The 21,749-nt window shown below is 58.7% G+C and carries 26 protein-coding genes; 23 read left to right on the top strand and 3 right to left on the bottom strand.

Annotation, left to right across the window (positions count from 1 at the left end):
• Positions 1-190 precede the first annotated feature (190 nt).
• Positions 191-493 carry a hypothetical protein gene (locus ACLB1Z_RS09490; protein WP_409563077.1) on the top strand — a complete coding sequence of 101 codons (303 nt, stop codon included), beginning with the start codon at positions 191-193 and terminating at the stop codon, positions 491-493.
• A gap of 35 nt (positions 494-528) precedes the next feature.
• Here ACLB1Z_RS09490 and ACLB1Z_RS09495 read toward each other — a convergent pair whose 3' ends face one another.
• Positions 529-816 (bottom strand): hypothetical protein, encoded by a 288-nt coding sequence (locus ACLB1Z_RS09495; protein ID WP_013947296.1) that lies wholly within the window; start codon positions 814-816, stop codon positions 529-531.
• Between the two features lie 288 nt (positions 817-1,104).
• Here ACLB1Z_RS09495 and ACLB1Z_RS09500 point away from each other — a divergent pair, with 288 nt between their 5' ends.
• The 5 genes from ACLB1Z_RS09500 to ACLB1Z_RS09520 all read left to right on the top strand — a co-directional run bounded on the left by ACLB1Z_RS09500 (position 1,105) and on the right by ACLB1Z_RS09520 (position 6,052).
• On the top strand, positions 1,105-2,010 hold the full coding sequence (locus ACLB1Z_RS09500) for an MBL fold metallo-hydrolase (RefSeq protein WP_409563078.1): 906 nt from the start codon (positions 1,105-1,107) through the stop codon (positions 2,008-2,010).
• 13 nt (positions 2,011-2,023) lie between these two features.
• Positions 2,024-2,980: a LysR family transcriptional regulator gene (locus ACLB1Z_RS09505; RefSeq protein WP_409563079.1), complete on the top strand. Its 957-nt coding sequence runs from the start codon at positions 2,024-2,026 to the stop codon at positions 2,978-2,980.
• 92 nt (positions 2,981-3,072) lie between these two features.
• Positions 3,073-3,909: a hypothetical protein gene (locus ACLB1Z_RS09510; protein ID WP_409563080.1), complete on the top strand. Its 837-nt coding sequence runs from the start codon at positions 3,073-3,075 to the stop codon at positions 3,907-3,909.
• Positions 3,909-4,979, top strand: coding sequence for a putative urea ABC transporter substrate-binding protein (locus ACLB1Z_RS09515; protein ID WP_409563081.1), 1,071 nt, complete (start codon positions 3,909-3,911; stop codon positions 4,977-4,979). The genes ACLB1Z_RS09510 and ACLB1Z_RS09515 overlap by 1 nt, the downstream gene beginning before the upstream one ends.
• A 38-nt stretch (positions 4,980-5,017) precedes the next feature.
• On the top strand, positions 5,018-6,052 hold the full coding sequence (locus tag ACLB1Z_RS09520; RefSeq protein WP_409563082.1) for an isopenicillin N synthase family dioxygenase: 1,035 nt from the start codon (positions 5,018-5,020) through the stop codon (positions 6,050-6,052).
• A gap of 36 nt (positions 6,053-6,088) precedes the next feature.
• Here the strand turns inward: ACLB1Z_RS09520 and poxB are convergent, their stop codons facing one another.
• Entirely contained in the window at positions 6,089-7,810 is a 1,722-nt protein-coding gene (gene poxB, locus ACLB1Z_RS09525; protein ID WP_409563083.1) for a ubiquinone-dependent pyruvate dehydrogenase, read from the bottom strand.
• 109 nt (positions 7,811-7,919) lie between these two features.
• Positions 7,920-8,822: a LysR family transcriptional regulator gene (locus ACLB1Z_RS09530; protein WP_409563084.1), complete on the bottom strand. Its 903-nt coding sequence runs from the start codon at positions 8,820-8,822 to the stop codon at positions 7,920-7,922.
• A 115-nt stretch (positions 8,823-8,937) separates the two neighbouring features.
• On the opposite strand from ACLB1Z_RS09530, the gene ACLB1Z_RS09535 reads away from it, so the two are divergent.
• The 17 genes from ACLB1Z_RS09535 (at position 8,938) to ACLB1Z_RS09615 (ending at position 21,530) form a co-directional block, all read left to right on the top strand.
• Entirely contained in the window at positions 8,938-9,804 is an 867-nt protein-coding gene (locus ACLB1Z_RS09535) for an NmrA family NAD(P)-binding protein (RefSeq protein ID WP_409563085.1), read from the top strand.
• A 168-nt stretch (positions 9,805-9,972) separates the two neighbouring features.
• The gene (locus ACLB1Z_RS09540; protein ID WP_409563086.1) at positions 9,973-10,398 is read left to right on the top strand and encodes a VOC family protein; all 426 of its coding nucleotides are present in this window, start codon (positions 9,973-9,975) and stop codon (positions 10,396-10,398) included.
• A 126-nt stretch (positions 10,399-10,524) separates the two neighbouring features.
• Positions 10,525-11,880, top strand: a complete 1,356-nt coding sequence (egtB, locus tag ACLB1Z_RS09545) for an ergothioneine biosynthesis protein EgtB (RefSeq protein ID WP_409563087.1) — start codon at positions 10,525-10,527, stop codon at positions 11,878-11,880.
• Entirely contained in the window at positions 11,880-12,845 is a 966-nt protein-coding gene (egtD, locus tag ACLB1Z_RS09550; RefSeq protein WP_409563088.1) for an L-histidine N(alpha)-methyltransferase, read from the top strand. Before egtB ends, egtD begins: the two co-directional genes overlap by 1 nt.
• Positions 12,846-13,086: 241 nt before the next feature.
• Positions 13,087-13,446: a response regulator gene (locus tag ACLB1Z_RS09555; protein ID WP_409563089.1), complete on the top strand. Its 360-nt coding sequence runs from the start codon at positions 13,087-13,089 to the stop codon at positions 13,444-13,446.
• A gap of 6 nt (positions 13,447-13,452) precedes the next feature.
• Positions 13,453-13,869 carry a response regulator gene (locus ACLB1Z_RS09560; protein ID WP_409563090.1) on the top strand — a complete coding sequence of 139 codons (417 nt, stop codon included), beginning with the start codon at positions 13,453-13,455 and terminating at the stop codon, positions 13,867-13,869.
• Between the two features lie 301 nt (positions 13,870-14,170).
• Entirely contained in the window at positions 14,171-14,644 is a 474-nt protein-coding gene (locus ACLB1Z_RS09565; RefSeq protein ID WP_409563091.1) for a hypothetical protein, read from the top strand.
• 82 nt (positions 14,645-14,726) lie between these two features.
• Positions 14,727-15,116: a DUF2946 family protein gene (locus tag ACLB1Z_RS09570; RefSeq protein ID WP_409563092.1), complete on the top strand. Its 390-nt coding sequence runs from the start codon at positions 14,727-14,729 to the stop codon at positions 15,114-15,116.
• A gap of 141 nt (positions 15,117-15,257) precedes the next feature.
• Positions 15,258-15,794: a copper chaperone PCu(A)C gene (locus tag ACLB1Z_RS09575; protein ID WP_409563093.1), complete on the top strand. Its 537-nt coding sequence runs from the start codon at positions 15,258-15,260 to the stop codon at positions 15,792-15,794.
• A gap of 211 nt (positions 15,795-16,005) precedes the next feature.
• Positions 16,006-16,401 (top strand): hypothetical protein, encoded by a 396-nt coding sequence (locus ACLB1Z_RS09580; RefSeq protein WP_409563094.1) that lies wholly within the window; start codon positions 16,006-16,008, stop codon positions 16,399-16,401.
• 187 nt (positions 16,402-16,588) lie between these two features.
• Positions 16,589-17,050 (top strand): DUF2244 domain-containing protein, encoded by a 462-nt coding sequence (locus ACLB1Z_RS09585; protein ID WP_409563095.1) that lies wholly within the window; start codon positions 16,589-16,591, stop codon positions 17,048-17,050.
• Positions 17,047-17,436: a hypothetical protein gene (locus ACLB1Z_RS09590; RefSeq protein ID WP_409563096.1), complete on the top strand. Its 390-nt coding sequence runs from the start codon at positions 17,047-17,049 to the stop codon at positions 17,434-17,436. Before ACLB1Z_RS09585 ends, ACLB1Z_RS09590 begins: the two co-directional genes overlap by 4 nt.
• Before the next feature lie 102 nt (positions 17,437-17,538).
• A complete protein-coding gene (locus tag ACLB1Z_RS09595) occupies positions 17,539-18,954 on the top strand; it encodes a c-type cytochrome (protein WP_409563097.1) in 1,416 nt (471 codons plus the stop codon).
• A 5-nt stretch (positions 18,955-18,959) separates the two neighbouring features.
• Positions 18,960-20,183, top strand: a complete 1,224-nt coding sequence (locus ACLB1Z_RS09600) for a hypothetical protein (protein WP_409563098.1) — start codon at positions 18,960-18,962, stop codon at positions 20,181-20,183.
• 14 nt (positions 20,184-20,197) lie between these two features.
• Positions 20,198-20,542 carry a c-type cytochrome gene (locus tag ACLB1Z_RS09605; protein WP_409563099.1) on the top strand — a complete coding sequence of 115 codons (345 nt, stop codon included), beginning with the start codon at positions 20,198-20,200 and terminating at the stop codon, positions 20,540-20,542.
• Positions 20,543-20,613: 71 nt separating this feature from the next.
• Complete coding sequence (locus tag ACLB1Z_RS09610) at positions 20,614-20,790, top strand: hypothetical protein (RefSeq protein WP_409563100.1); 177 nt, start codon at positions 20,614-20,616, stop codon at positions 20,788-20,790.
• Positions 20,787-21,530 (top strand): superoxide dismutase, encoded by a 744-nt coding sequence (locus tag ACLB1Z_RS09615; protein ID WP_409563101.1) that lies wholly within the window; start codon positions 20,787-20,789, stop codon positions 21,528-21,530. The genes ACLB1Z_RS09610 and ACLB1Z_RS09615 overlap by 4 nt, the downstream gene beginning before the upstream one ends.
• The last annotated feature ends 219 nt before the right edge of the window (positions 21,531-21,749 follow it).

Raw genomic sequence — 21,749 nt, forward strand, 5'->3', positions numbered from 1 at the left:
CTGCGGCGGTCGCCAGTATGACCTCGCCGCAACTGAACCACGTTCTTGGTCGAATGTGCAATTGCTGCGAGATCGCTGGCCGGGCGATCGGACATTGCCTATTTTAGGTGAAAATGGGCGGCTAGGAGTTTGCTTTCGCAATCTCAAAACAAAGCGTAGAAGTACGTCGGGTACGAGTTCAGAGGGTATTATGGCCAAGTGGCGTCGACGTAGCGAACCGACTGAGACAGTCGAGCCGCGTCAGGTGACTTTCGATGTCCCGCGCTTCATGAAGCTTTGTGGCATGCTGGCGTCCCCCAATGAAGGCGAGCGTGCGTCAGCCGCAGCGAAAGCCTCGGAAATGCTGAAAGCGGCCAATCTGACCTGGAACGACGTCATCAAGGACGCCAAGACACTCAACGATCACATCGCGTTGGGTAATGCGCGGGAAGAGGAACAGCGGGCGCACCGGTTCTGGAAGACGAGCGGCTCTTCCGAACGCGCGAGAGCATAGCCCGCTGCAGCGCGCGCTGGCGTCCGGCACTCTGTTTATCTTTCCGCCTCGAAGCCTTTGATGGCCCAAGCTGCGGCATGGCCGAATAGCCAGAGGGCAATCGGGGGCGCGAAGAGCAAAATCGGAACTTCGACGAAATCACCGCGCGTGGTGAGGCTGCCTTGTACGCCCTCAAGCAGTAGGTAGATCGTCCAGCCCATAATCCAGCCTGCCGAAACCAGGATCCAAACGCGAAACAGGCCGCGTTTCCAGTTGAGCGGGGGAGGGGTGTCCGCCCTCAAATCGTTAGCCGCGGCACGGCGCGGAATTCCAAAGTTCGGCATATTACCCTCCGGTCTCGAAAGACGCGGGCCGCGCCGATTCCGGCTGCGCTGCGTCCGTTCCCGCCGTTCGCCCTTGTCATCGCACAAGAGAGAAAGTGCGCTGGCGGCGCGGACGTTACCACGGCCCATCCCTCTCTTGCACGCCCTACCCTGGCATAGGGAAAGCGAGCGTGATTATGTCGCCGCGATGGCATCGGGCCGCCCGGCGGCCAGATGCTACACTTTCCCGCGGAAAGATACGGTCGGGACAGCCCTTCAGTCTCCAGCGGCGCAGGACGAGCGGTACCAATGGAACAATTGACGAAACTCTCGGTCTTGGATCTCGGCGAACATTTGCTCGGATTTTACGACGGGCGCATTTCGGGCGTGAGGTATTATTCGGACGCGCCGAATTGGCTCGATGACGGCGGGTTTGCGCTCGGCATTTGCAGCTATGCCGTCGTCGATGGGGCGAGTGCGGTCGTTTACGATACGCATCTGTCGATCGCGCATGCGCGGGACATTCGCAACATTCTGGAAGCGCGTGGAGTTCGGGACATTCGCATCGTGCTGAGCCACTGGCATCTGGATCATGTCGCCGGAAACGCCGTCTTCGAGGATTGTGAGATCATAGCGTGTGCAAAGACCGCGCGTCTGTTGTCCGAACATAGGGCAACTATTGAGGCTGGAACGCACGATGGATTGCCGGCGATCGCGCCGCTGGTGATGCCGACAACGATTTTCTACGGCGGCTTGGATCTGACGTGCGGCAACGTTGGCATCGAATTACGTGCGCTCGACATCCATAGCAGCGACGGAGTGGCGATGTTCCTGCCCGGCGATAAGACTTTGCTGGTGGGCGATACGCTGGAAGACACGGTGACGTATGTCGTCGAGCCGGATCGTCTCGCTCAGCATCTGACTGATCTGGAGCGTATGTCGGCCTGGGATTTCTCGCGCATTCTGCCGAACCATGGCGCGAAGGAGCGGATCATGGGCGAGGGCTACGATCGGGGCCTGATCGGGGCGACGCAAACGTATGTCGAGCGGCTTCTTCAGGCGCCCGACGACGAGCGGTTGGCTTCGGTCGCACTGTCAGATTTTATTCCTGAAGCGCTTGCTAGCGGAGCCGTCACGTTCTTCGAACCTTATGAGGCCGTCCATCGCGGGAATGTCGCGAAGGTCCTGGCGCTTCGGCACGAAGCATCGGCGTAAGCAAGGACGGACGATGGCAAGCGGGGCGCGCATTTCGAGAAAGGGGCAGCAATTCGCGCGCAATCTCGATTGGAACCTCGTGCGGCTCTTTCTCGATATCGTGCGTTCAGGGGGGATCAGCACGGCAGCGCGGACGCTGAACAAGCAACAACCGACGATCAGCGCCGGGCTGAAGCGGCTTGAAGATCATGTCGGTGCGCCGCTCTTTGTGCGCTCTGCCCGCGGTGTCGCGCTGACGCCCGCCGGGCGGTCGCTTCTAAAATCCGCAGAAGAGATCGAAATTCTGATTTCCGGTATGCCGGGTGACGTCGCGCAGTCTTCGGGTCGACTGCAAGGCGTCGTAACGTTGCGCGTGATTTCGGATCTCGTCGCTCCGGCATTCGATCGGGCGATGGTGGCGTTCCATCAGGTCAACCCGGAAGTCGAAATCCGTTTCGACATTTCACCGTGGCGCGACGTGGTTTTGTCGGTGAAGGATGGCAGCGCCGATATTGGCATTGCCTGCGATGCGGCGACCGGTATGGAGCTGCGCCATCGCCCATTGATGCGCGAATGGCAACAGCTTTATTGCGGCAAGGCGCATCCAGCCTTCGGTGCCGCGCCAGTTTCGCCGGAGAGCGTTGCCGACGAGACGTTCGTCCTGACCGGAGAAGATGAGCCGGCCGAACTTGCCGCCTTCCGCCAACGCCATCGCTTAGGTGAACGCTCGGGCGGTTCCGCCGAAACGCTGCATGAAGTCAAGCGGCTCATTCAGATCGGCATCGGCATCGGCTTTCTACCGACGGTCGTCGCGGCCGAGGCCGTCGAGGCGGGCGAGCTTTGGCCGATGCTGCACCCGGACGTTCTGCCGACCTATCCGGTCTATCTCGTGACCCGGGACGAAAGCCTCAGCCCGCCCGCGCGGGCGCTTCTCGACATGATCGAAATGCACGTAAAAGACGCCGATCCGGATGGTTCGGACGAGGCATAGAGCCATAGATCAAATCTATGGCTCGTATCTGCACTCAACGGCTTCTGAGGCTCGGTCTTCGATGACAGTCTTTTGTCATCGGAGATACGCAGATGGTCGAAATCAAAGATACGCTTGGTCTGTGGGAGCGCTCGCTCATTGCGTGGCCTGACGGGCGGGAGGATCGCGCCACGTTCGTCGCGTGGCTCCAGGGACCGACGTTGTTTGCGGATCTCAGGCAGCCGGCCGATCGCCCATCGTTTGACGGCGTCTCTTGTCTTAATCATCTCGACGCCCAGCATTTCGAGTGGCTTACACGGCAGGAAGGATTTGCCGGGATTTTCGTCCTTTCAGGCGACGCCTTCGAATGGCGTCGTGCGATTGATTTTCAGTGCCCGAGCGACGCGGCAGACGCTGGCTATCTTTCGTTCGCAGACGGCGTTCTGATCGAGCGCGGCCGGGACACCCCTTACATTGAGCATTGGCATCACACGTCGCCGAACCTCAATCCGCACTTCGCCATTCGGATGCGCGATGAAACCGGCATCGACGGTTTTCTCGTCAGGGTCGGCGAAATCTTCATGTATGTGCGAAACCGCGCGGTTGTGCTGCCGCACGGTGGTTCGCTGACCGATCTTGTCAAGACGTCATCGCCGGATGCTGCCAGGGCGATGCTCGATTGCGAAATTTCGCTCGGCCGCGTGCGCGACGGGAAGTGGATGATCGGGCGATCAAGTCTGCCGTTCCGTATCGGCACCGATCTCGCACCTGAAGGCTATGGCGACGGAAGCGGCTTGACCATTCACGACGTGTCTTCGGCAGGTGAGCCGTTTGCACGGCGATGGACGATTGCCGACCTCGATGTCGGCGCGCAACAACAAAATATTCCAGGGCAAGGACACGACGAAGGAGCGCTTTCCATTTTCCGCTCGATGACAGGGAGTGCCTGATGGCCATGCGTTCAATGCTTCGACTCGTTCTTTGTACGGTCGCTGTTCTTTTTGCGGCGTCCATGAACCCGGCACGCGCTGCCGAGCCGACATTCAAAGTCGCTTGGTCGATCTATACGGGATATATGCCGTGGCCCTACGCACAGCACGCTAGGATCTTGCAGAAATGGGCGAAGAAATACGGCATCAACATCGAGTTGGTGCAGGTTAACGACTATATCGAGTCGATCAATCAATACACGGGCGGCAAGGTCGACGCCGTCGCGGCGACAACGATGGACGCGCTGACCATCCCAGCGGTCGGCGGTGTCGATACGACCATTCCGATCCTCGGTGATTATTCGAACGGCAATGACGGCATCGTGTTGAAGGGTGCGAACAAGACGTTCGCCGATCTCAAGGGCAAGCGGATCAATCTCGTTCAGTACTCGGTTTCGCACTACATGCTGGCGCGGGCGTTCGAAACGCACGGCATGGATCTCAAGGACGCCAAGCTGCAGAACATTTCCGATGCCGATTTCGTAGCGGCATTCCAGACCGATGATGTGGATGCGGTCGTCGCATGGAACCCTGCCTTCATACAGCTGAAGAAATTGCCGAATGTCAGCGTCGTCTATCAATCTTCAGAGATGCCAGGTGAACTGGTCGATGCGCTGCTCGTCAACACCCAAACGCTGAAAGAGCATCCCGAACTCGGGAAGGCGCTGACGGGGGCGTGGTTCGAGACGCTCGCCGTCATCAAGGCGAACGACGAGAAGAGCAAGGAAGCCCGCAAGTTCATGGCTGATCTTTCGGGAACGACGGTCGACAGCCTCAATTCGCAGATCGAGACGACGGCGTTCTATTACGATCCCGCAGCTGGTGCGGCGTCGGTCCGGTCACCCGATATGGTCAAGGCCATGGACCTTGTCCGCACGTTCTGTTTCGATCAGCAGCTGATGGGAACCGGCGCCAAGTCGAAGGACGCGATCGGCATCGCGCTTCCCGGCAAGACGCTCGGCGATGCATCGAATGTCAAGCTGCGGCTCGACGATACATACATGCAGCTTTTGGCTGACAAGAAGCTCTGAAAATAATTGGCGTGGTCGCTAGCTTTAAGAGGAAAGAGATGAGCACGGCAGGTAACTTCTCGAGTATTCCGATCGTCGATGTCACCAAGCTTCGTACGGGCACGCCCGCTGAGCAGATGATGGTTGCGGAAGAGCTTGGCAATGCGGCCCGCAACGTCGGCTTCGTCTACGTCACCGGTGGTGGCGTAGATGAGGCCCTCTTCGAGAGCGTTCTCGATGCGACCAAGCGCTTCTTCGCGCTGCCTTACGCAGAGAAGATGAAGGTCTATATCGGCAATTCGCGCAATCATCGCGGTTACGTTCCTGAAGGCGAAGAAGTCTTCGCCTCAGGTTCGAAGGACAAGAAAGAGGCCTACGACCTCTCGATCGATTTGCCCTCTGACGATCCGGACTACGTCGCCGGAAATCCGCTACTCGGGCCAAATCAATGGCCCGAACTGCCGGGTTTTGCGAAGGCCGTCGACGATTACTACAGTGCCGTTTTCGCGCTCGGCCGAGTGCTGCTGCGCGGGTTCGCGATGGCGATCGGCGAGGAGCCGACGTTCTTTGATCAATACGTGACCAAGCCGCCGAGCCAGTTGCGCTTGATCCATTATCCCTTCGACTCGAGCGCCGAAGATCGTCCGGGTATCGGTGCGCACACGGATTACGAATGTTTCACGCTGCTGCGGGCGACGTGTCCCGGCCTTGAGGTGATGAACGGCAAGGGCGAGTGGATCGATGCGCCGCCGGTTCCGGGTGCCTACGTCGTGAACATCGGCGACATGATGGAGATCTGGACGAACGGCGAATTTGCAGCCACGTCGCACCGCGTGCGCAAGGTGCCGGCAGAGCGCTATTCGTTCCCGCTGTTCTTTGCTGCCGACTACGACACGGTCGTCGCGCCGCTGCCGCGTTATGTTGCGGGCGACGTGCCACAGAAGCAGTCGCTCAAGGCGGGCGAGCATCTCTTCGCGCAGACGATGCAGAGCTTCACGTATCTGAAGGAGCGCCGGGCGCGCGGCGAAATCACATTGCCCGAGGGATCGGCGCCATTGTCGTCGTTTGGGCAGGAAGCGCGTCAGAAATACTGATCGTGACGCGCTTCCTGTGTTTTGGGGCGGCAGCGGCTAGCGGGTGATGTTGACCTTCGCAAGGTCGATCAACTGCTTGGCGCGGCCGTCCAGAACAGCTTTGAGCATGAACATGCTGAAGTGCGTCGCTTCGGCGAGCGTCGCCTTTGGCGGCATGATCATTTCCTGACGAGCGCTGACGACATCGACGAGTGCGGGGCCGTCATGATTGAAGGCCTCGGTTATCGCACTGCGTAAATCCTGCGGGCGCTCGACGCGGATGCCTTTGACGCCCATCGCGCGTGCGGTTGCGGCGAAGTCAGGGTTCTGCAAATCGCAGCCGGTATCGGGAAAGCCCGCGGCTTTCATCTCGATCTCGACGAAGCCAAGCGTGCCGTTATTCAGCACGATGACTTTTACCGGCAATTTACTCTGGATCAGAGTGATGAAGTCACCCATCATCATCGTGTAGCCGCCGTCGCCGGACAGCGATACAACCTGGCGCTTCGGGAATGCCGATTGCGCCCCGATGGCTTGCAGCATGGCGTTGGCCATCGAGCCATGATTGAACGAGCCCAACAGACGGCGCTTGCCATTCATCTTGAGGTAGCGTGCGGCCCAAGCGGTCGGCGTGCCGACATCGCAGGTAAAAATCGCGTCGTCGGCCGCGACTTCGCTCACGACGCGTGTCACGAATTGCGGGTGGATAATCGTGCTCTTCTCGTTTTCGTCGGCGAGGGCGTCGAGATCGCGACGGGCCGTCTTGTAGCTTTCGAGCGCATCATCGAGATGCTGGCGGTTGTCGTGGACGTCGAGCTTCGGGAGCAGCGTTTTGATCGTTTCCTTGAGGTCGCCCAAAATGCCGATTTCGATCGGCGTACGATTGCCGAGTGCTTCCGGGCGAATGTCGATCTGGGCAACACGAGCGTGGTGAGGGAGGAACTGGCGGTAGGGAAAGTCCGTGCCGAGCATCAGGAGCGTGTCGCAGCTTTCCATCGCGAAATACCCCGACGTGAAGCCGAGGAAGCCGGTCATTCCGACATCGTAGGGATTATCGTATTCAATGTATTCCTTGCCGCGCAGGGCGTGCACGATCGGGGCTTGGAGGCGCTCGGCCAGTTGGATAACTTCGTCGTGCGCGCCGGCGCAACCAGCGCCGCAGAGCAGCGTGATTTTCGAAGAGCCGTTGAGGAGCTTCGCCAGGCTTTCGATATCCGACGGGTTGGGAAGCACAACGGGCGGCTTCGGTGAGGTCCACTTTGGTGCCGGTGTCGCGAGCGGCATGAGGGCGATGTCGCCGGGCAGCACCACAACCGCAACGCCTTTTTTGGCGACGGCGACGCGCATAGCGCGTTCGAGAATTTGCGGCAGTTGGTTCGGGTTCGAGACGAGTTCGACAAAATGGCTGCATTCCCTGAAGAGGATCTCGGGATGCGTAGCTTGGAAATAATCGATGCCAAGCTCGCTACTGGGTAGGTGTGCGGCGATGGCCAGCACGGGTACGCGGCTGCGATGACAATCGTAGAGGCCGTTGATGAGATGCAGGTTGCCTGGTCCGCAGCTGCCGCAGCAAGCGGTGAGCTCACCCGTCAGCTGGGCTTCGGCACCCGCCGCAAATGCTGCCGCTTCTTCGTGGCGCATGTGCACCCATTCGATGGTGCCGTGGCGGCGGAGAGAATCCGTGAAGCCGTTGAGGGAATCTCCGACCACGCCGTAGACGCGCTTGATGCCGGCCTGCTGCAATGTCTCGGTCAGAAAGTCCGCCGCAATTCGTGCCATTCTTCACCTCCGGAGATTTCGGCATTAGTTCGGGTCGTCGAAGACAAACGATCGGCGATTAAACTGGCGTTGCATTCGGAAGGCTCTTTTCACGACGAGCGCCGTCTCGTCAGCGAACGGCCTTTACGATAAAGTCTACGAAAGCGCGCACCTTCGCCGCCGGATGGTGGCGAGAGGGGTAGTAGGCATTTAGCGGAAAGCGCTCATCGGCCCAATCAGGGAAAAGTTCGATCAGCTTACCGCTTTTAATGTGATCTTTGGCGACGACGGCAAAGACCTGTGCGATGCCGGTTCCTGCGAGGCATTCGGTCAACATTGTTGATGCATCGCCTAGCAATAAGCGGCTTTTCGTTTTCACGGTTTGAATCTTGCGCCCTTTGTGAAATTCCCAGTCGAAGGGCTGCCGCGTGATCGGATCGCGGTAGTCGATACAGGCATGGCCAGCAGCAAGATCGCTTGGCGTTCGAGGACGGCCGCGGCGTTTCAGATAGCTCGGAGCTGCAACCGTAATCACCTCAAGGTCCACGAGCTTGCGTACAATTAGAGATGAATCGGGAAGATCTCCGAAGCGAACCGCAACATCGATCCCGTCGGCAACGAGATCGCCGATCTGTTCGCGTGTCACACAATCGAGCGACAATTCTGGATACAAGTCGAGGAATTTACCGAGCCGTCCCGGCAAGATGAGCTGCGAAACGACGGGATCGATGTTCACGCGCAGGCGGCCGCGCACGACGTTTGCAGAACCCGATGCGCTAGTGGCTGCGTCCTCGATGTTGGCGAGGCTCGGTTTCACCTGCTCGTAGAACCGACGCCCCTCGTCAGTGAGGGAGACAGATCGCGTCGTGCGGTCCAGGAGGCGAGCGCCAATGCGCGCTTCAAGGCGCGATACGGCACGGCTGACGCCCGATGTTGTGATACCGAGCGCGTCTGCTGCGCGGGCGAAGCTACCGCCTTCGACGACTGCGGCCAGGACCGATACGCCTGAAAGCAAGCGTCCGTCGAACGGCATCGTCACCTCTGTCCGTTGATTTTCAATCAACAATATGTGGACAAAAGCGCACTTCAGTCAACGACCTACCGCATGAGATCTTGTGTGCGGGTTATTCGATCTGGAGCCAAGAGCTATGTATGCAATCACCGGAATTACCGGGCAAGTCGGCGGCGCGATGGCGCAAGCGTTGCTTGATGCGGGGCAGCCTGTTCGGGCCGTCGTGCGAAAAGCCGAAAAAGGTGCTGCGTGGCTCGAAAAAGGGTGCGATATCGCGATCGCGACGATGGAAGATGCCGACGCGCTCGCCAAAGCCTTCATGGGTGCGGAAGGTGTTTTCATTCTGCCGCCCAACGCGTTTGATCCGTCTCCCGGCTTTCCCGAGGCGCGTGCGGTTATCTCTGCCGTAATGCAAGCGTTGAATGCGGCGCGTCCTGCTCGCGTCGTCTGTCTCTCAACGATCGGTGCACAAGCGCGGCAGCCCAATCTCCTCACGCAGCGAACGTTGATGGAAGAGGCGTTGAGCGCGCTGCCGATGCCTGTCACCTTTCTGCGGCCGGCGTGGTTCATGGAGAACTTCGCCTGGGATATCGCCGAGGCGAGAGACAGGGGTGTCTTCAAGTCCTTTTTGCAACCACTCGATAAGCCCGTTCCGATGATAGCAACCGACGATATCGGCCGGCTGGCGGCGAAGCTCATCCGAGAGCACTGGGAAGGCCGTCGAATTGTCGAGCTCGAAGCGGAACGACGCTACAGCCCCGACGACGTCGCAGCAGCATTTGCGAGCATTCTGGGGCGGCCTGTTCGCGCAGAAGCCGTGCCGCGAGAGACATGGGGCCCTCTCTTCAAATCGCAAGGCATGAAGGACCCGATACCACGGATGCAGATGCTCGATGGTTTCAACGAGGGCTGGATCCAGTTTGAGGGCAAACCGTTAAGCATAGAGAAGGGCCCAACAGCTCTGTCCAAGGTGCTGGCCGGGTTGATCTCTGCAGTCGGCTGAAACGGTTCAGACCCAATATTTAGGAAATTGGGCCTGCCTTCGGTCGCTAGGCAGGCCATTCGCGACGGTGGTGTTGTTATTTGGAACCCGAGCGTGTCTTTCGCGTTCAGCAGGCATGGTTTAGCGGGGGTGGACGCATGTCCGGTCTCTCGATGCGGGAATGACGGAATGGCGCGGTTTGTCGGGATCGACCATATTTCGGTGCGTGTGAGCGATTTCGCCCGCTCCAAGTCTTTCTATAGCGGGCTGTTCGATTTCCTCGGGCTGGACGTGCTCGACGAATACGAAGACGCCATGGGGTGGACCAACGGAAAAACTCGGTATTGGATCGGACAAGCGGATGCCAAGGGTGCTGCCCATAAGCACCGGACGGGAGATGTCGGTCTCCATCATTATGCGTTTGAGCTCAGGAGCCGGAAGGATGTCGATGATCTTCAAGACTATTTGCGGCGCCACCATGTAACGATCGTGGACCCGGCTGACGTATATTACGACGACTATTATGCCGTTTTTTTCCTCGATCCCGACGGCATTAAGCTCGAGGGCATGAAATACGGCGAAGAGAAAGAGAAGAAACGCAAGAGGAATACGTGAGCGTCAATTCGTAACGACAGCCTTCTATTGACGCTGCAATCTTGGAACCAATTTGTGTGGCGACGCGTTTCGGACGACCAAATCCGGAACGAGGGGCCGCACGTATGTGCTAGGGGATGGGACATCATGCCATTCACGCCGAACCATGCCAGCTTCGACCGACCGGATAGTCAAGGCAGTGGCTTCGCATCGGCATCGCCGAAGCGTGGCCAGGAGAGCGGGGCAACCGGAACAAGTCTCGCCGAACGCCTGTTCGATACACGCAACCATTCTTTAAAGCTCGCCGAGCCTCTGTCGCCGGAGGATATGACCGTTCAGGCTTCGGACGACGCCAGTCCCACGAAATGGCATTTGGCGCACGTGACGTGGTTCTTCGAAAACTTCGTGCTCGCGCCGCGCCTCGACGGCTATCGCATCTTTGACGACGACTTCAATTATTGCTTCAACTCTTATTATGAGGCGCTGGGGCCGAGGCATCCGAGGGCGCGCCGCGGGTTGCTGACCCGACCTTCTGCTGAGCGCGTGCTGGCGTATCGCCAGCACGTCGATGAGGCGCTTCGGCGCCTTCTTACCAGGGACGAAGCGCAAAGCGGCGAGATTGCCCGACTTCTCGAAATAGGGATCAACCACGAGCAGCAGCATCAGGAGTTGTTGCTCACCGATATTCTTGCTCTCTTTGCAGCAAATCCGTTGCATCCGGCCTATCAAGCGGGGCCTATGCAAACCGATACCAAGGGGCCCGATGCGCTGGGGTGGCTCGACATTGACGGCGGCATAATTTCGATCGGACACGGCGGCGAGGGGTATAGTTGGGATAACGAGCTTCCGGCTCATGATGCGCTCGTTCGGCCATTCAAGCTCGCGGATCGGCTCGTTTCGAATGCCGAATGGCTGGCATTCATCGAAGATGGTGGCTACCAGACCGCGTCGCTCTGGCTTGCCGACGGGTGGACGACTGTTAATCGCGAGGCGTGGGACAGCCCGCTCTATTGGCACAAGACGGATGCAGGTTGGGCGCAGATGTCGCTGCAGGGGTTGCGGTCGGTCGTGCCGGCTGAGCCTGTCGCGCATGTGTCATATTATGAAGCGGATGCTTTTGCGCGCTGGGCCGGCAAGCGACTGCCGACCGAGTTCGAATGGGAAGCCGTTGCGCGTGCGCATTCCGAGATGCCGACGCGAAATGCGGATGTCTATCGTCCGCGTGCGGCGGGTCCGGTCGGAAACGGCGTATCGTCGCCGCGGCAACTCTTCGGTGAGGTCTGGCAGTGGACCGCGAGTGCTTATCTCGCATATCCCGGCTATCGGCCTCCAGAGGGAGCGATCGGTGAGTACAACGGCAAGTTCATGGTCGGTCAGCACGTGCTGCGCGGCTCGTCCTGCGTGACGCCCGCCGGGCACTCGCGGCCGACCTACCGCAATTTCTTTTATCCTCATCAGCGCTGGCAGTACCTCGGCTTGCGCCTGGCAGCGGAGATCGATTGATGCGCTACATTCCGACCCTTGAACGGTCGCCGACAGACGTTTCGAAAACCGACGGCGAATTTGCCAATGCGGTAATCGAGGGGCTGTCGCTCCTTCAAAAGGAGCTTCCGTGCCGTTATTTCTACGACGCGCGGGGGAGCTTGCTGTTTGAGGAAATCACGCGTCTTCCCGAATACTATCCGACCCGAACGGAAGCGCAGATTCTCCGAGTTGCAGCCTGCGATCTCGTGGCCGATTTTTCGGACGGCAATCTCTTTGTCGAATTCGGCTCGGGTTCGAGCTTGAAAACTGAGATCCTGCTGGATCGTGTCGATGCTGATATCGTCTACGTGCCTATCGACGTATCGGAAACGGCATTGGCAGATGCGGTGGTGCGTCTTGGTCTGCGCTATCCGTCGCTCGAAGTACGGCCGCTGGTGGCAAATTTTTCCGAGATGAAAGGTCTGCCACGCGATCTTTCCGGGCGCCGCGCGGTTGGTTTTTTCCCAGGCTCGACGATCGGCAATTTGGCGCCGGAGGAGGCCGAGGGGCTGCTCGCCGGCTTCAAGCGCGTTCTGGGCAAGGGTGGACGACTGATCATCGGCGTCGATCTGAAGAAGGATGAGCAGACGCTAACTCGCGCTTACGACGACGACGCGGGCGTTACGGCGGCTTTCAATTTGAATTTGCTGTCACGCATCAACCGCGAGCTTGGTGGCACGTTTGATCTGAGCGCATTTAGGCATCGTGCCATCTATAATTCGGCTGCGGGCCGGATCGAGATGCACGTCGTCAGCGATCGTGCGCAAGACGTTCGCGTGTGCGGAAGGGTGTTTCGTTTTCGCGAAGGCGAGAGCATTCACACCGAAAATTCGTACAAGTATACCGTCCCGGAATTTCGCGATCTGGCTGTACGTGCCGGCTGGCAGGCAGATCGCGTATGGACCGACGAAGGCAATCGTTTCAGCGTGCACGAACTCGTCTGACCGTCAGGCAGAAATTTGCTGCACTGCCAATGCTCTCGTCTTCCATTGCCGACGTTTGGAGAATGAAGGCGGGCGCGGACTTGCGTCTTCGGAGCGCGACGTATAATCGGAGATCAGCGGCCTGGATCGGGAACTAATACGGGCCTGAGCCATTTAGTGTCGCATGGGGGAAGGGAGACACAAAATCGAACCGGCGCCTGCAGGAAAGGGCCAGGTCCTGGCACAGCGTTCGATATTGGTCGTGGAAGACGAAGTTCTTATCCGGCTGCATCTGGCGGAGGAGCTTCGAGATTCCGGATACAACGTTATCGAAGCCGCCAGCGGGGATGAGGCGATAACGCTGTTGTCGAGCGTCGACGACATCGGCTTGCTGTTGACCGATATTCGCATGCCTGGCAATGTGGATGGTATAGCGCTGGCCAACTGGACACGCAGTCAGTTCCCTTCGATCAAAATCGTTCTCATTTCGACGGAAATTCGTGCTGGAAGCCCGGTCGAATTCGATGCCTGTTTTACGAAACCGGTGCGTTTCGTCGAGTTGATCCAATGCGTTCGAAAGTTGCTTCCCGAGACGGAACAGGGCCATTCCCACGATCGTTAGTGGGGAGTGATTGAACAAGCTACCAAACAGGAAACTCTTGCGACGGTTCTCGTCGTCGAAGGTGCCGTGCTCGTGCGGATGGCGATTGCGGGATACCTTCGTGAGTGCGGATACCGCGTCATTGAGGCGTCGACGAGCGATGAAGCGCTGCTTGTGCTTGATCGCAGCCGCATTCGGGTTGACGTAATTTTCAGTGCCGTCGATGTTTCGGGGGCGTTTGATGGGTTCGCGTTGACCCGGTGGGTGCGGACCAACCATCCTCAGACCAAAATCGTAATGGCAGGTTCTCCCAAGAGCGCATCCGCTGCGGCCGGAAAGCTTTGCGAAGAGGGGCCGCATCTCAAAAAACCGTATGAGCCGCAGGCCGTCGAAGACTATATTCGCCGTTTGCTTGCGCTTGCGCAATCGACGGAGCCGCAGTGAGCGTAAAGGCTTGAGCCACCGTTAATAAATTGGCCGCGTTGCATTTCTTGCTATCGCGTGTTGCTATCGGCTGGTGGCGAACGAGGTGGCATCGGCCGTGGTTCAGACCAGTTGCATTGTTAGCGCGCTCCCGAAAGCGTCGCGGTATGCCCGATCGTGGGCTGCAGGATTGTCCGTCTTTTTGGCTACCGTCGGTCTGATACTCGCGGCCACTTGCCCGGCAGAGGCGCACCATACCCGCAAGAGCACGGACAAAACTTCTGGTATCTCGATCCCGAATCTTACGCACGGACAGTTGCACGTGCTGACGCGGTATCAGTCGGCAATCATGAGCCTTGCGAACCGCCAAGTCCGGCCAAGCCTCGAAGTTCGAACGCTCCAGAATTTCGTTAACCTGCAGTTGGCGTACTGCCTCTGGGGCTTGGTGCCGGGAAGCATTTCCGACGAGGCCAGCCCGTTCAACGAGTGCTCGCACGCATATCTTGCCGCGACCAAGTTGCTTTTGGAGCGGCTTCAGCGGGCGGACGACACGCGCGCGAACGCCGACGCGTTAGCTGACCAGATCAATCTCGCGATGCTGGAAGATGCGACCGCGCTCGAAATTTGCAGCAACAGCTTTGAGCCTTTTAACACGGCGCAGATCATCATGCCGATGTGGGCCGATATGACCTTCAATCCGCTCGGAATCCTGCTCGGCTGCTTTATCTTTGGAGCATCGGCCGGCAGCTTGGCGATGGCTCGTGGCGGCCGTCGGCCAGCTCGGAGCGCGAAGTGATCGCAGGTGGATGCGTCCGGTTTTTCGGCTCGGCGTATTCCAGGCATTGATTAATCGGCGCGCAAATGCTGCTAGTAGCGGCATGACGATACGACGTATCCAGCGGTTTCGAGTGCTCGTCGGCGCCTTTGCCATCCTGGGCGCTGCTTTGAACGCGTGGGTTCTAGCGGTCCACATCACATCTGTCGCGCTGACGTCGATGCGAGCCAACGGCGGCGCGATCGTCATTTGCGGCCAGAGTGGAACCAGGACAGCCCCCTGGTCCGACGACGGTAAGTCGGTCCCTCGGAGGCATTGCCCCATCTGCTCAGGCTTGGCGGCGCTACACTTTGGCGTTTTAAGCGATCCAGGTCTCGATGTTCCTCTGCGCGCCACATCAATGCGCGTCGTCTCGGAGACGGCAGTGGCGCACGTTCTCGACCGCCGGCCAGACCGGCTTCTCAATCGCGGTCCGCCACCGCTGCGTGCCTGAGCGTCCGAGCGTTCAGCAGACATCAAGCACTACGCGCGCAAGACTGTCGCCAAAGTGTGCCGGCCTCGTATCGCTGCCCCTAAGGGTCTGGCGGATACAGCGCGTCCAAACTCAAACATTTACATTCGCATTGGAGAACTCATGAAACGGTTGATGATGGCGTTGGCGGTTGTGGTTGCGTGCAGCACGCCCGGAATGGCGCACAAGTTCGAAAAGGACGGCATTGCGATCAAGCATCCGTGGACGCGCGCGACGGCTCCTGGCGCCGCGGTGGGCGTCGGTTATCTGACGATCACCAACACCGGCAAAGAACCCGACACGATGACGGGCGGGACATTCGAGGGCGCAGGCAACGTCGAAATTCATGAGATGAAGATGGACGGCGACAAGATGCTGATGCGTCAGCTGAAGGATGGTCTGGAGATCAAGCCCGGCGAGACGGTCAAGTTCAGCCCTGGTGGCTATCATCTCATGTTTACGGGGTTGAAGACGCCGATTGCTCAGGGACCCAACATCAAGGGCTCACTCACCTTTAAAAAGGCAGGCACGATCGATGTGACCTACAAAGTGGAATCGATCGGTGCAATGACGAGTGGTGACGGAGATCACGGTGCCATGAAAATGGACGGCACGATGAAGATGGACGACACTGATATGAAGCACGAGCACGCGCAGTAATACTGACGCGTGTCAGTTTTCGTGACTTGGCAAGTTTGCGATCGGACAGCGGCGATGTCGGCCCGTTGCTGTCCGAACAATTGTCGTAGGCTAGCGTTTTCGATCTCGCAAATTCCGAGCTGCGCTCTCGAGTTTATTTTCATTCGCAAAATCGATCAAATTGACGGTGCAATCGCGACGTTTGAGCGCTTGACTTAGACCTCACCGGGTTGTGAACGTCGCCGTCATGGGCGGGCTTCGTCGCAATGACCTGACGCGCGGATTGCTGTTTGCACTCTATGTGCTCGCAGCGGCGACGTTTGGCTTTGCGCATAAACCGATCACGCCTGCGTCGAATGTCGACCTCGCCGCGTACGCGTTGCCTGATGGCTCGCTTCCTTTCGTTTGCGGAGGAGGCAAGGGCGTGCCGGGCGGTAAGCATGCCTGCTCGGCGTGTGCAGCATGTCTGTTGTCGGCTGCGCCGGGACTCATCAACGAGCACGACAGGCTGCTATCTGTCGCTCAACGCTTTGTCGTTGATGCGTGGCCTGATGGTTATCGCGCCAATGTCGGCACCGATTGGCCGCCGAACTTCCGTTCGCGGGCGCCTCCTTATCCTGATGTCTAATTGCTAAGGCCGCGGCGGCGTGGAGTTCAACTCTGCAAAGCTGCGTCGCATCGGATTCAGCATTTGTGAGGCAGTCATGTCGTCGCCATGTGCAACAGCGCATGCGCAGTCACAGAGGGGCTGCGCGCGGGAGCGCGTATCGTTTGTTGTTGTTCCAAATCAAAGTCTAAGCGATCGCGGGGCTTATATGCTCTACGGCGCGCTTAGCGGAGCGGTCGCTATTTTTCAGGTGCCGTTTCTCATGCGAGGTTACTGGCCGGTTGCGATGTTTTCCGTCATCGATTTATTGGGAGCGGTGCTTGCTATCCAGGCGTTTCGGCTTTGCCAGCAGGAGCGGCGGGAGGAAATCGTCGTTGAAGATGGCGCCGTCAACATTCGCCGTTTTGCCTTCGGAAAATCCATCCGCGAGCTTCGGCTTGCGTGTTATGGCCTGAAGCTTATCCGTTCCGATGATCCTGACTTTGGTTGCCGCCGTCTCGCATTTTCCGTTCGAGGAAAGCGCGAAGAGATTGCGCGCGATCTCTCGCCACCAGAGCGGGCGAGCTTTGCGGATGCATTGTGGCAGAGCCTGCGGCGCTATTCCGTTCCGCTCAGCACCGAAATGGCCTTCGGCTGGTCACTCTTTACCAAAGGGCCGTACGCGCCATGACGTTCGGAGGCATCGGGCGCCGCGCGGAGACACAGACGACCAGAAGCGTGCTGTTGGCGCTGTATGCGCTGGCGTGTGTGTTCTCGGTCAGCGTTTCCAAGCCGCATCCTGTCCGGCCACCCATCGATGCAAGTGCATACGCCCTGCCCGATGGATCGCTACCGCCAATCTGCTCGCCAGCGAACAGGGACGGGCATGTCGGCGCGTACGGCGATGCCTGCGGGCTGTGCTGTGTCGCCAAGCTCTCTGGGTTGCAGCCGCCGGGCGCGAGAGATCTCGTGCCGGCCTCAAGTGCCGGCGAGCGTCTGGCGATTGCGAATGTCGCATTTCGCGAGCCAGCGCAGCGCTTCGCAGCGCTGGGCGCGCGAGGGCCACCCATGATTTGAAGCGCCATCAATCACAGGGAAGCGCCCTCGCAGTCTTGGCCATCAACGTGGCTCGTACGCGAGCGCTCAACAATCACTAGCTTAAGGATTCAGGAAACCCTCATGGACAGCATGCTTGGCATGTATCCGACCTTTTACGTGCCCTACATCGGCACGGCATGGGTCATGGGGATCATCGGCGTCATTCACGTCGTTGCCTCCCACACTTCCGTCGGCGCAGCATTTTTGTTCGCGCTGCTAGAGACGAAAGCTTATCGGGACAAGCAGCCGCAATTGCTCGACTTCATCAAGCGTTACGGTCTGTTTCTTCTGGTCTTCTCCTACATCATCGGGTCGATCACCGGGCCGGGCATCTGGTACGCGATTACAGTCGCGAGCCCTCGCGGGGTCAGTGGCCTCATTCATAACTTCGTCTGGGTCTGGGCAGCGGAGTGGGTCTTCTTCACGGTCGAGGTCATCGGCGCATACGCGCTGGTCTACCTTGTGGGCAAGATTGATCCGATCTCGCATCTCAAGCTGACGTGGTCGTTTGCTCTGGCGTCCTGGGGGACGATGCTGCTGATCGTCGGCATCCTGTCGTTCATGATGTGGCCGGGAAGCGATACTTGGTATCAGACTGGCTCGACGAACGACGCCTTCTACAACATCAACTTCTTCGCGCACCTTGGCGTGCGAACAGGTTCGATGCTGGTCATGGCAGCTATCGTCGGCCTGATGGTTGTCCCGGGCGTCAAGGATAAGGCGCTCCGCGCAAGTGTCGTTCGCTTGATTGCGCCCGTTGGGCTCATCGGCGGCCTCTTCTCCGTCGTCATGTTCCTCTACTATTTGCAGACGCTGCCGAATAATGCGCATGTCATGCTGCAGGCGCATCTTCTGCCGGTCTATGCCCACGCCATGATCGGGGTTGCGGCGGTCACGGCCGTCTATCTCATCTCGGCGATGCTTTGGCCGCAGATGGTTCGGCTTTGGGTCGCGGTACCGCTATTCCTGTTCATCGCCATTGTTGGCGTCTGGCCGGAGGAACGCATGCGTGAAAGCATGCGCAAGCCCTACGTGGCCGGGCAGTACATCTATGGCGACCAGGTTATCTCCCGCGATGTTCCGGGCAAGGGCATCGTCGGAGAAGTGGATACCATCGCGGAAAAGGGCTTCTTGAAAGTCCATCCGTTCATTCCGGACCGGCTGCGAAAAATTACTGACAGCAACAAGCTAGAGGTCGGCGAACTGCTGACCAAGATTGCGTGCTCGAATTGTCATTCGCTCGATCCGGGTGCGCCGCTTCGCAGCTTGCCCGACATATTCCATCGCTCGACGGATGAAGACATGATCGCAGCGTTCCTTAAGGGACCGCTACGGCACGGCAGCATTCCTTACATGCCGCGCATCGATCTTCCCGACGACGAGATCGGAGCGATCGCTCATTACATCGCCACTGTGGATGCAAAGGCCGGTCCTTTGAAGGAGGATACGACGCCGATTGCAGCCGCCGCGCCTAATCCCGAGACTAAGAAGGAATAGCAGACATGGATGTCGGCACAGTCATAAACACGATGCGGGATCCGGCAGGCGTGCCTGCGACACCCGTCGTGTTTCAAATTCTTGCCGTTGCGACGTGGGTGTTTCACATCGCGTTCGTGATGTTGACGATGGGCACCGGTGTGCTCGCCGTATATGCGTTTTTCAGGCGGGCAACCGGTCCCTTCTGGGAGCAGCTATCGCTGGCGATGACGAAGGTCGCAAAGGTCAGCGTTTCGCTGCTGATCGTGCTCGGCGTTTCGCCGTTGCTCTTCACCCAGGTCATCTATGATCCGCAGTGGTACACGTCCAACGTGCTCTCGGCGGCCTGGGTGATCGGGTTCATCTTCACGCTGATCGTCGGCTATTGTCTTTGGTTCGTTTTTTATGAGGCGAACCACGACGGCGCAAAGCAATACGTCGGCTTCTATGCTGTGATGAGCTTGGCGATTTTCGCGCTCGATGGCTTGATCATGCACGTCCTGGCTTATCAGGCCATCCTGCCCGCTGAGTGGATGTCGTGGTACGCGCCGGGTGGCGTCGTTGATACAAGCGGCACGAAGCTGCACGCAATCGAGTGGGCGCGCTATCTCTTCATCATGAGCCTGTCGGCGCCTGCCGTCGGTCTCTTCCTGCTCGCCTATAGCGAATATCTCACGGTGCGTCGCGACAAGACGCGGGAATACCTCGAGTTCGCTCGCGATCTCGGGCGTAAGATCGCGGCGCGCGGTGCGATCATTTCGGCGCTTCTTGCCGTCTGGTGGCAATTTGACCTTCCGGCTTCGACCGGTCTGCGTTCACAGCCGCTCGGATGGTTGATCCCGGCTGGTCTCGTCATCCTGGCTTGGCTCGCCTCGCAACGGCATCCGCGCCTTCATGGCTACACCATGCTCAGTCTCGGCCTCGTGATGGTCGCTCTGCTTGCGATTTGGCGTGAGGTCATTCGCGTCGCGTATCTGAAGCCGTTCGGCTACAACGCCGACACTTACACGGTGCACGCAGATTGGCCGTCAACGATCCTCTTCTTCTCGACGATCCTTGGGGTCGGCAGCTTGGTGGGCGGGTACTACCTGACATTGCTCTACCGTGCAGGGCGGGTTGAGGGCGTCTATACCGCAGAACCGCGGGTGGATCGGCTTGGCTCCGCGGCCGTCGCTGTCCTCGTTGTGTGGATTGGCGTGTTTTTCGTTTATGGCGTCGCGATCTGGCTTCGCAACGCGTTTCTCGCTTAGGATCGGAGGATACAATGGCGTTGATTAAACAGCGCGCCGTATTCAGCTATATCGTGGCTGCATGCGCGATCGTTCAAACTGCTTCGTACGCACAGGCTGCCGATCTGGCCGCCGGCCGAAAACGCGCTGAAGTCTGCATGGCGTGTCATGGTGAAAAGGGCATCAGCGAGATCCCGGGCATTCCAAGCCTCGCCGGACAGGACACTGACTATATCGTCTCGGCGCTGAAGGCGTATCGAGCCGGCACAGAGCGCACCAATCCAACGATGGCGGAAATGGCAAAGCCTCTGAGCGATGCCGATATCGATAACCTTGCCGCGTTCTGGCATTCGCTCGCCTCGCCGTTGGCGCAGAAATAGCAAACGATCCCGATCCGCGGAGAGGCAAGTTCCTTGCATCTTCGTGATCCCAAGCGGGACCGAAATCGCGGATGGCAGTCGCCTTCACAGGCGGCTGCCATTTTTTGTGGCTATTGAACGACAATAGCCGGCCGCTAAGCGCCAACCTGCGCCGTTTTGTCGATCTTCTGACTGGAGATTTTGTAATCCGGCTCTACATCCCTTGCGATGCCCTCGAAGCGACATCAGCCCAGGAGATTTTCCCATGACAAACCTCGACCGACGATCGTTTCTTAAGGCGGCGCGTGCCGTTTCCGTTGTTGCGGCAGTTTCGTCATCCGCGACAGTCAAAGCTTTCGCCGAAACGACCGGGGCCGGTGGACCGTACAAGCTTCCGCCGCTTCCCTACGCATTCGGAGCGTTAGAGCCGAATATCGACGCGCAAACCATGGAGCTGCATCACGACAAGCATCATGCGGCCTACGTCAAGAATTTGAATGCGGCGCTGAAGGATCATTCGCAGCTTGCGTCGCTTCCTCTGGAAGAGCTTCTCGTCAAGCTCAGCGACGTGCCGGAAGACATTCGCATGACCGTTCGCAATAACGGTGGCGGTCATGCCAATCACAGCATGTTTTGGGAGATCATGGGGCCGCCCGGCGGCGCTGGGCCGGATGGTGAGCTGAAAGCGGCCATCGACAGGGATTTCGGTGGGCTCGATAAGCTACAGCCGCAGTTCAATGCAGCAGGCGGAAAAGTTTTCGGCTCGGGTTGGGTTTTTGTCACCGTCGACAAGGACGGAAAACTCGCACTTGTCTCTAAGCCGAACCAGGATACGCCACTTATGGACGGCGGCCGCGTGTTGATGGGAAATGATGTTTGGGAGCACGCCTATTACCTCAAATATCAGAACAGGCGCCCTGAATATCTGAAAGCGTGGTGGAACGTTGTAAATTGGAAAGCCGTCGGCGATCGCTATGCGGCGGCAAAGGCGGGCAAGCTCGCCATTTGATTTCACGGTAAAATCGACAAAGCCGTCCGGCTGCGGTTTGGACGGCTTTTTTGCAGCTTAATTCAGTCCGAGCTGCGCACCGACCCAGCTGAGAGCCGCCGCGTTATTGAATGCGATATCGAAGGCGATGCCGGCAAATATCACCACGATAACGATGAGCACACGCATGTCGTCCATGCTACGAGCAACGCCGGGTGGAAAACGAATGTTCCACCGCGA

It is taken from the genome of Hyphomicrobium sp. MC8b, from assembly GCF_905067615.1.
Lineage (GTDB): Bacteria > Pseudomonadota > Alphaproteobacteria > Rhizobiales > Hyphomicrobiaceae > Hyphomicrobium_B.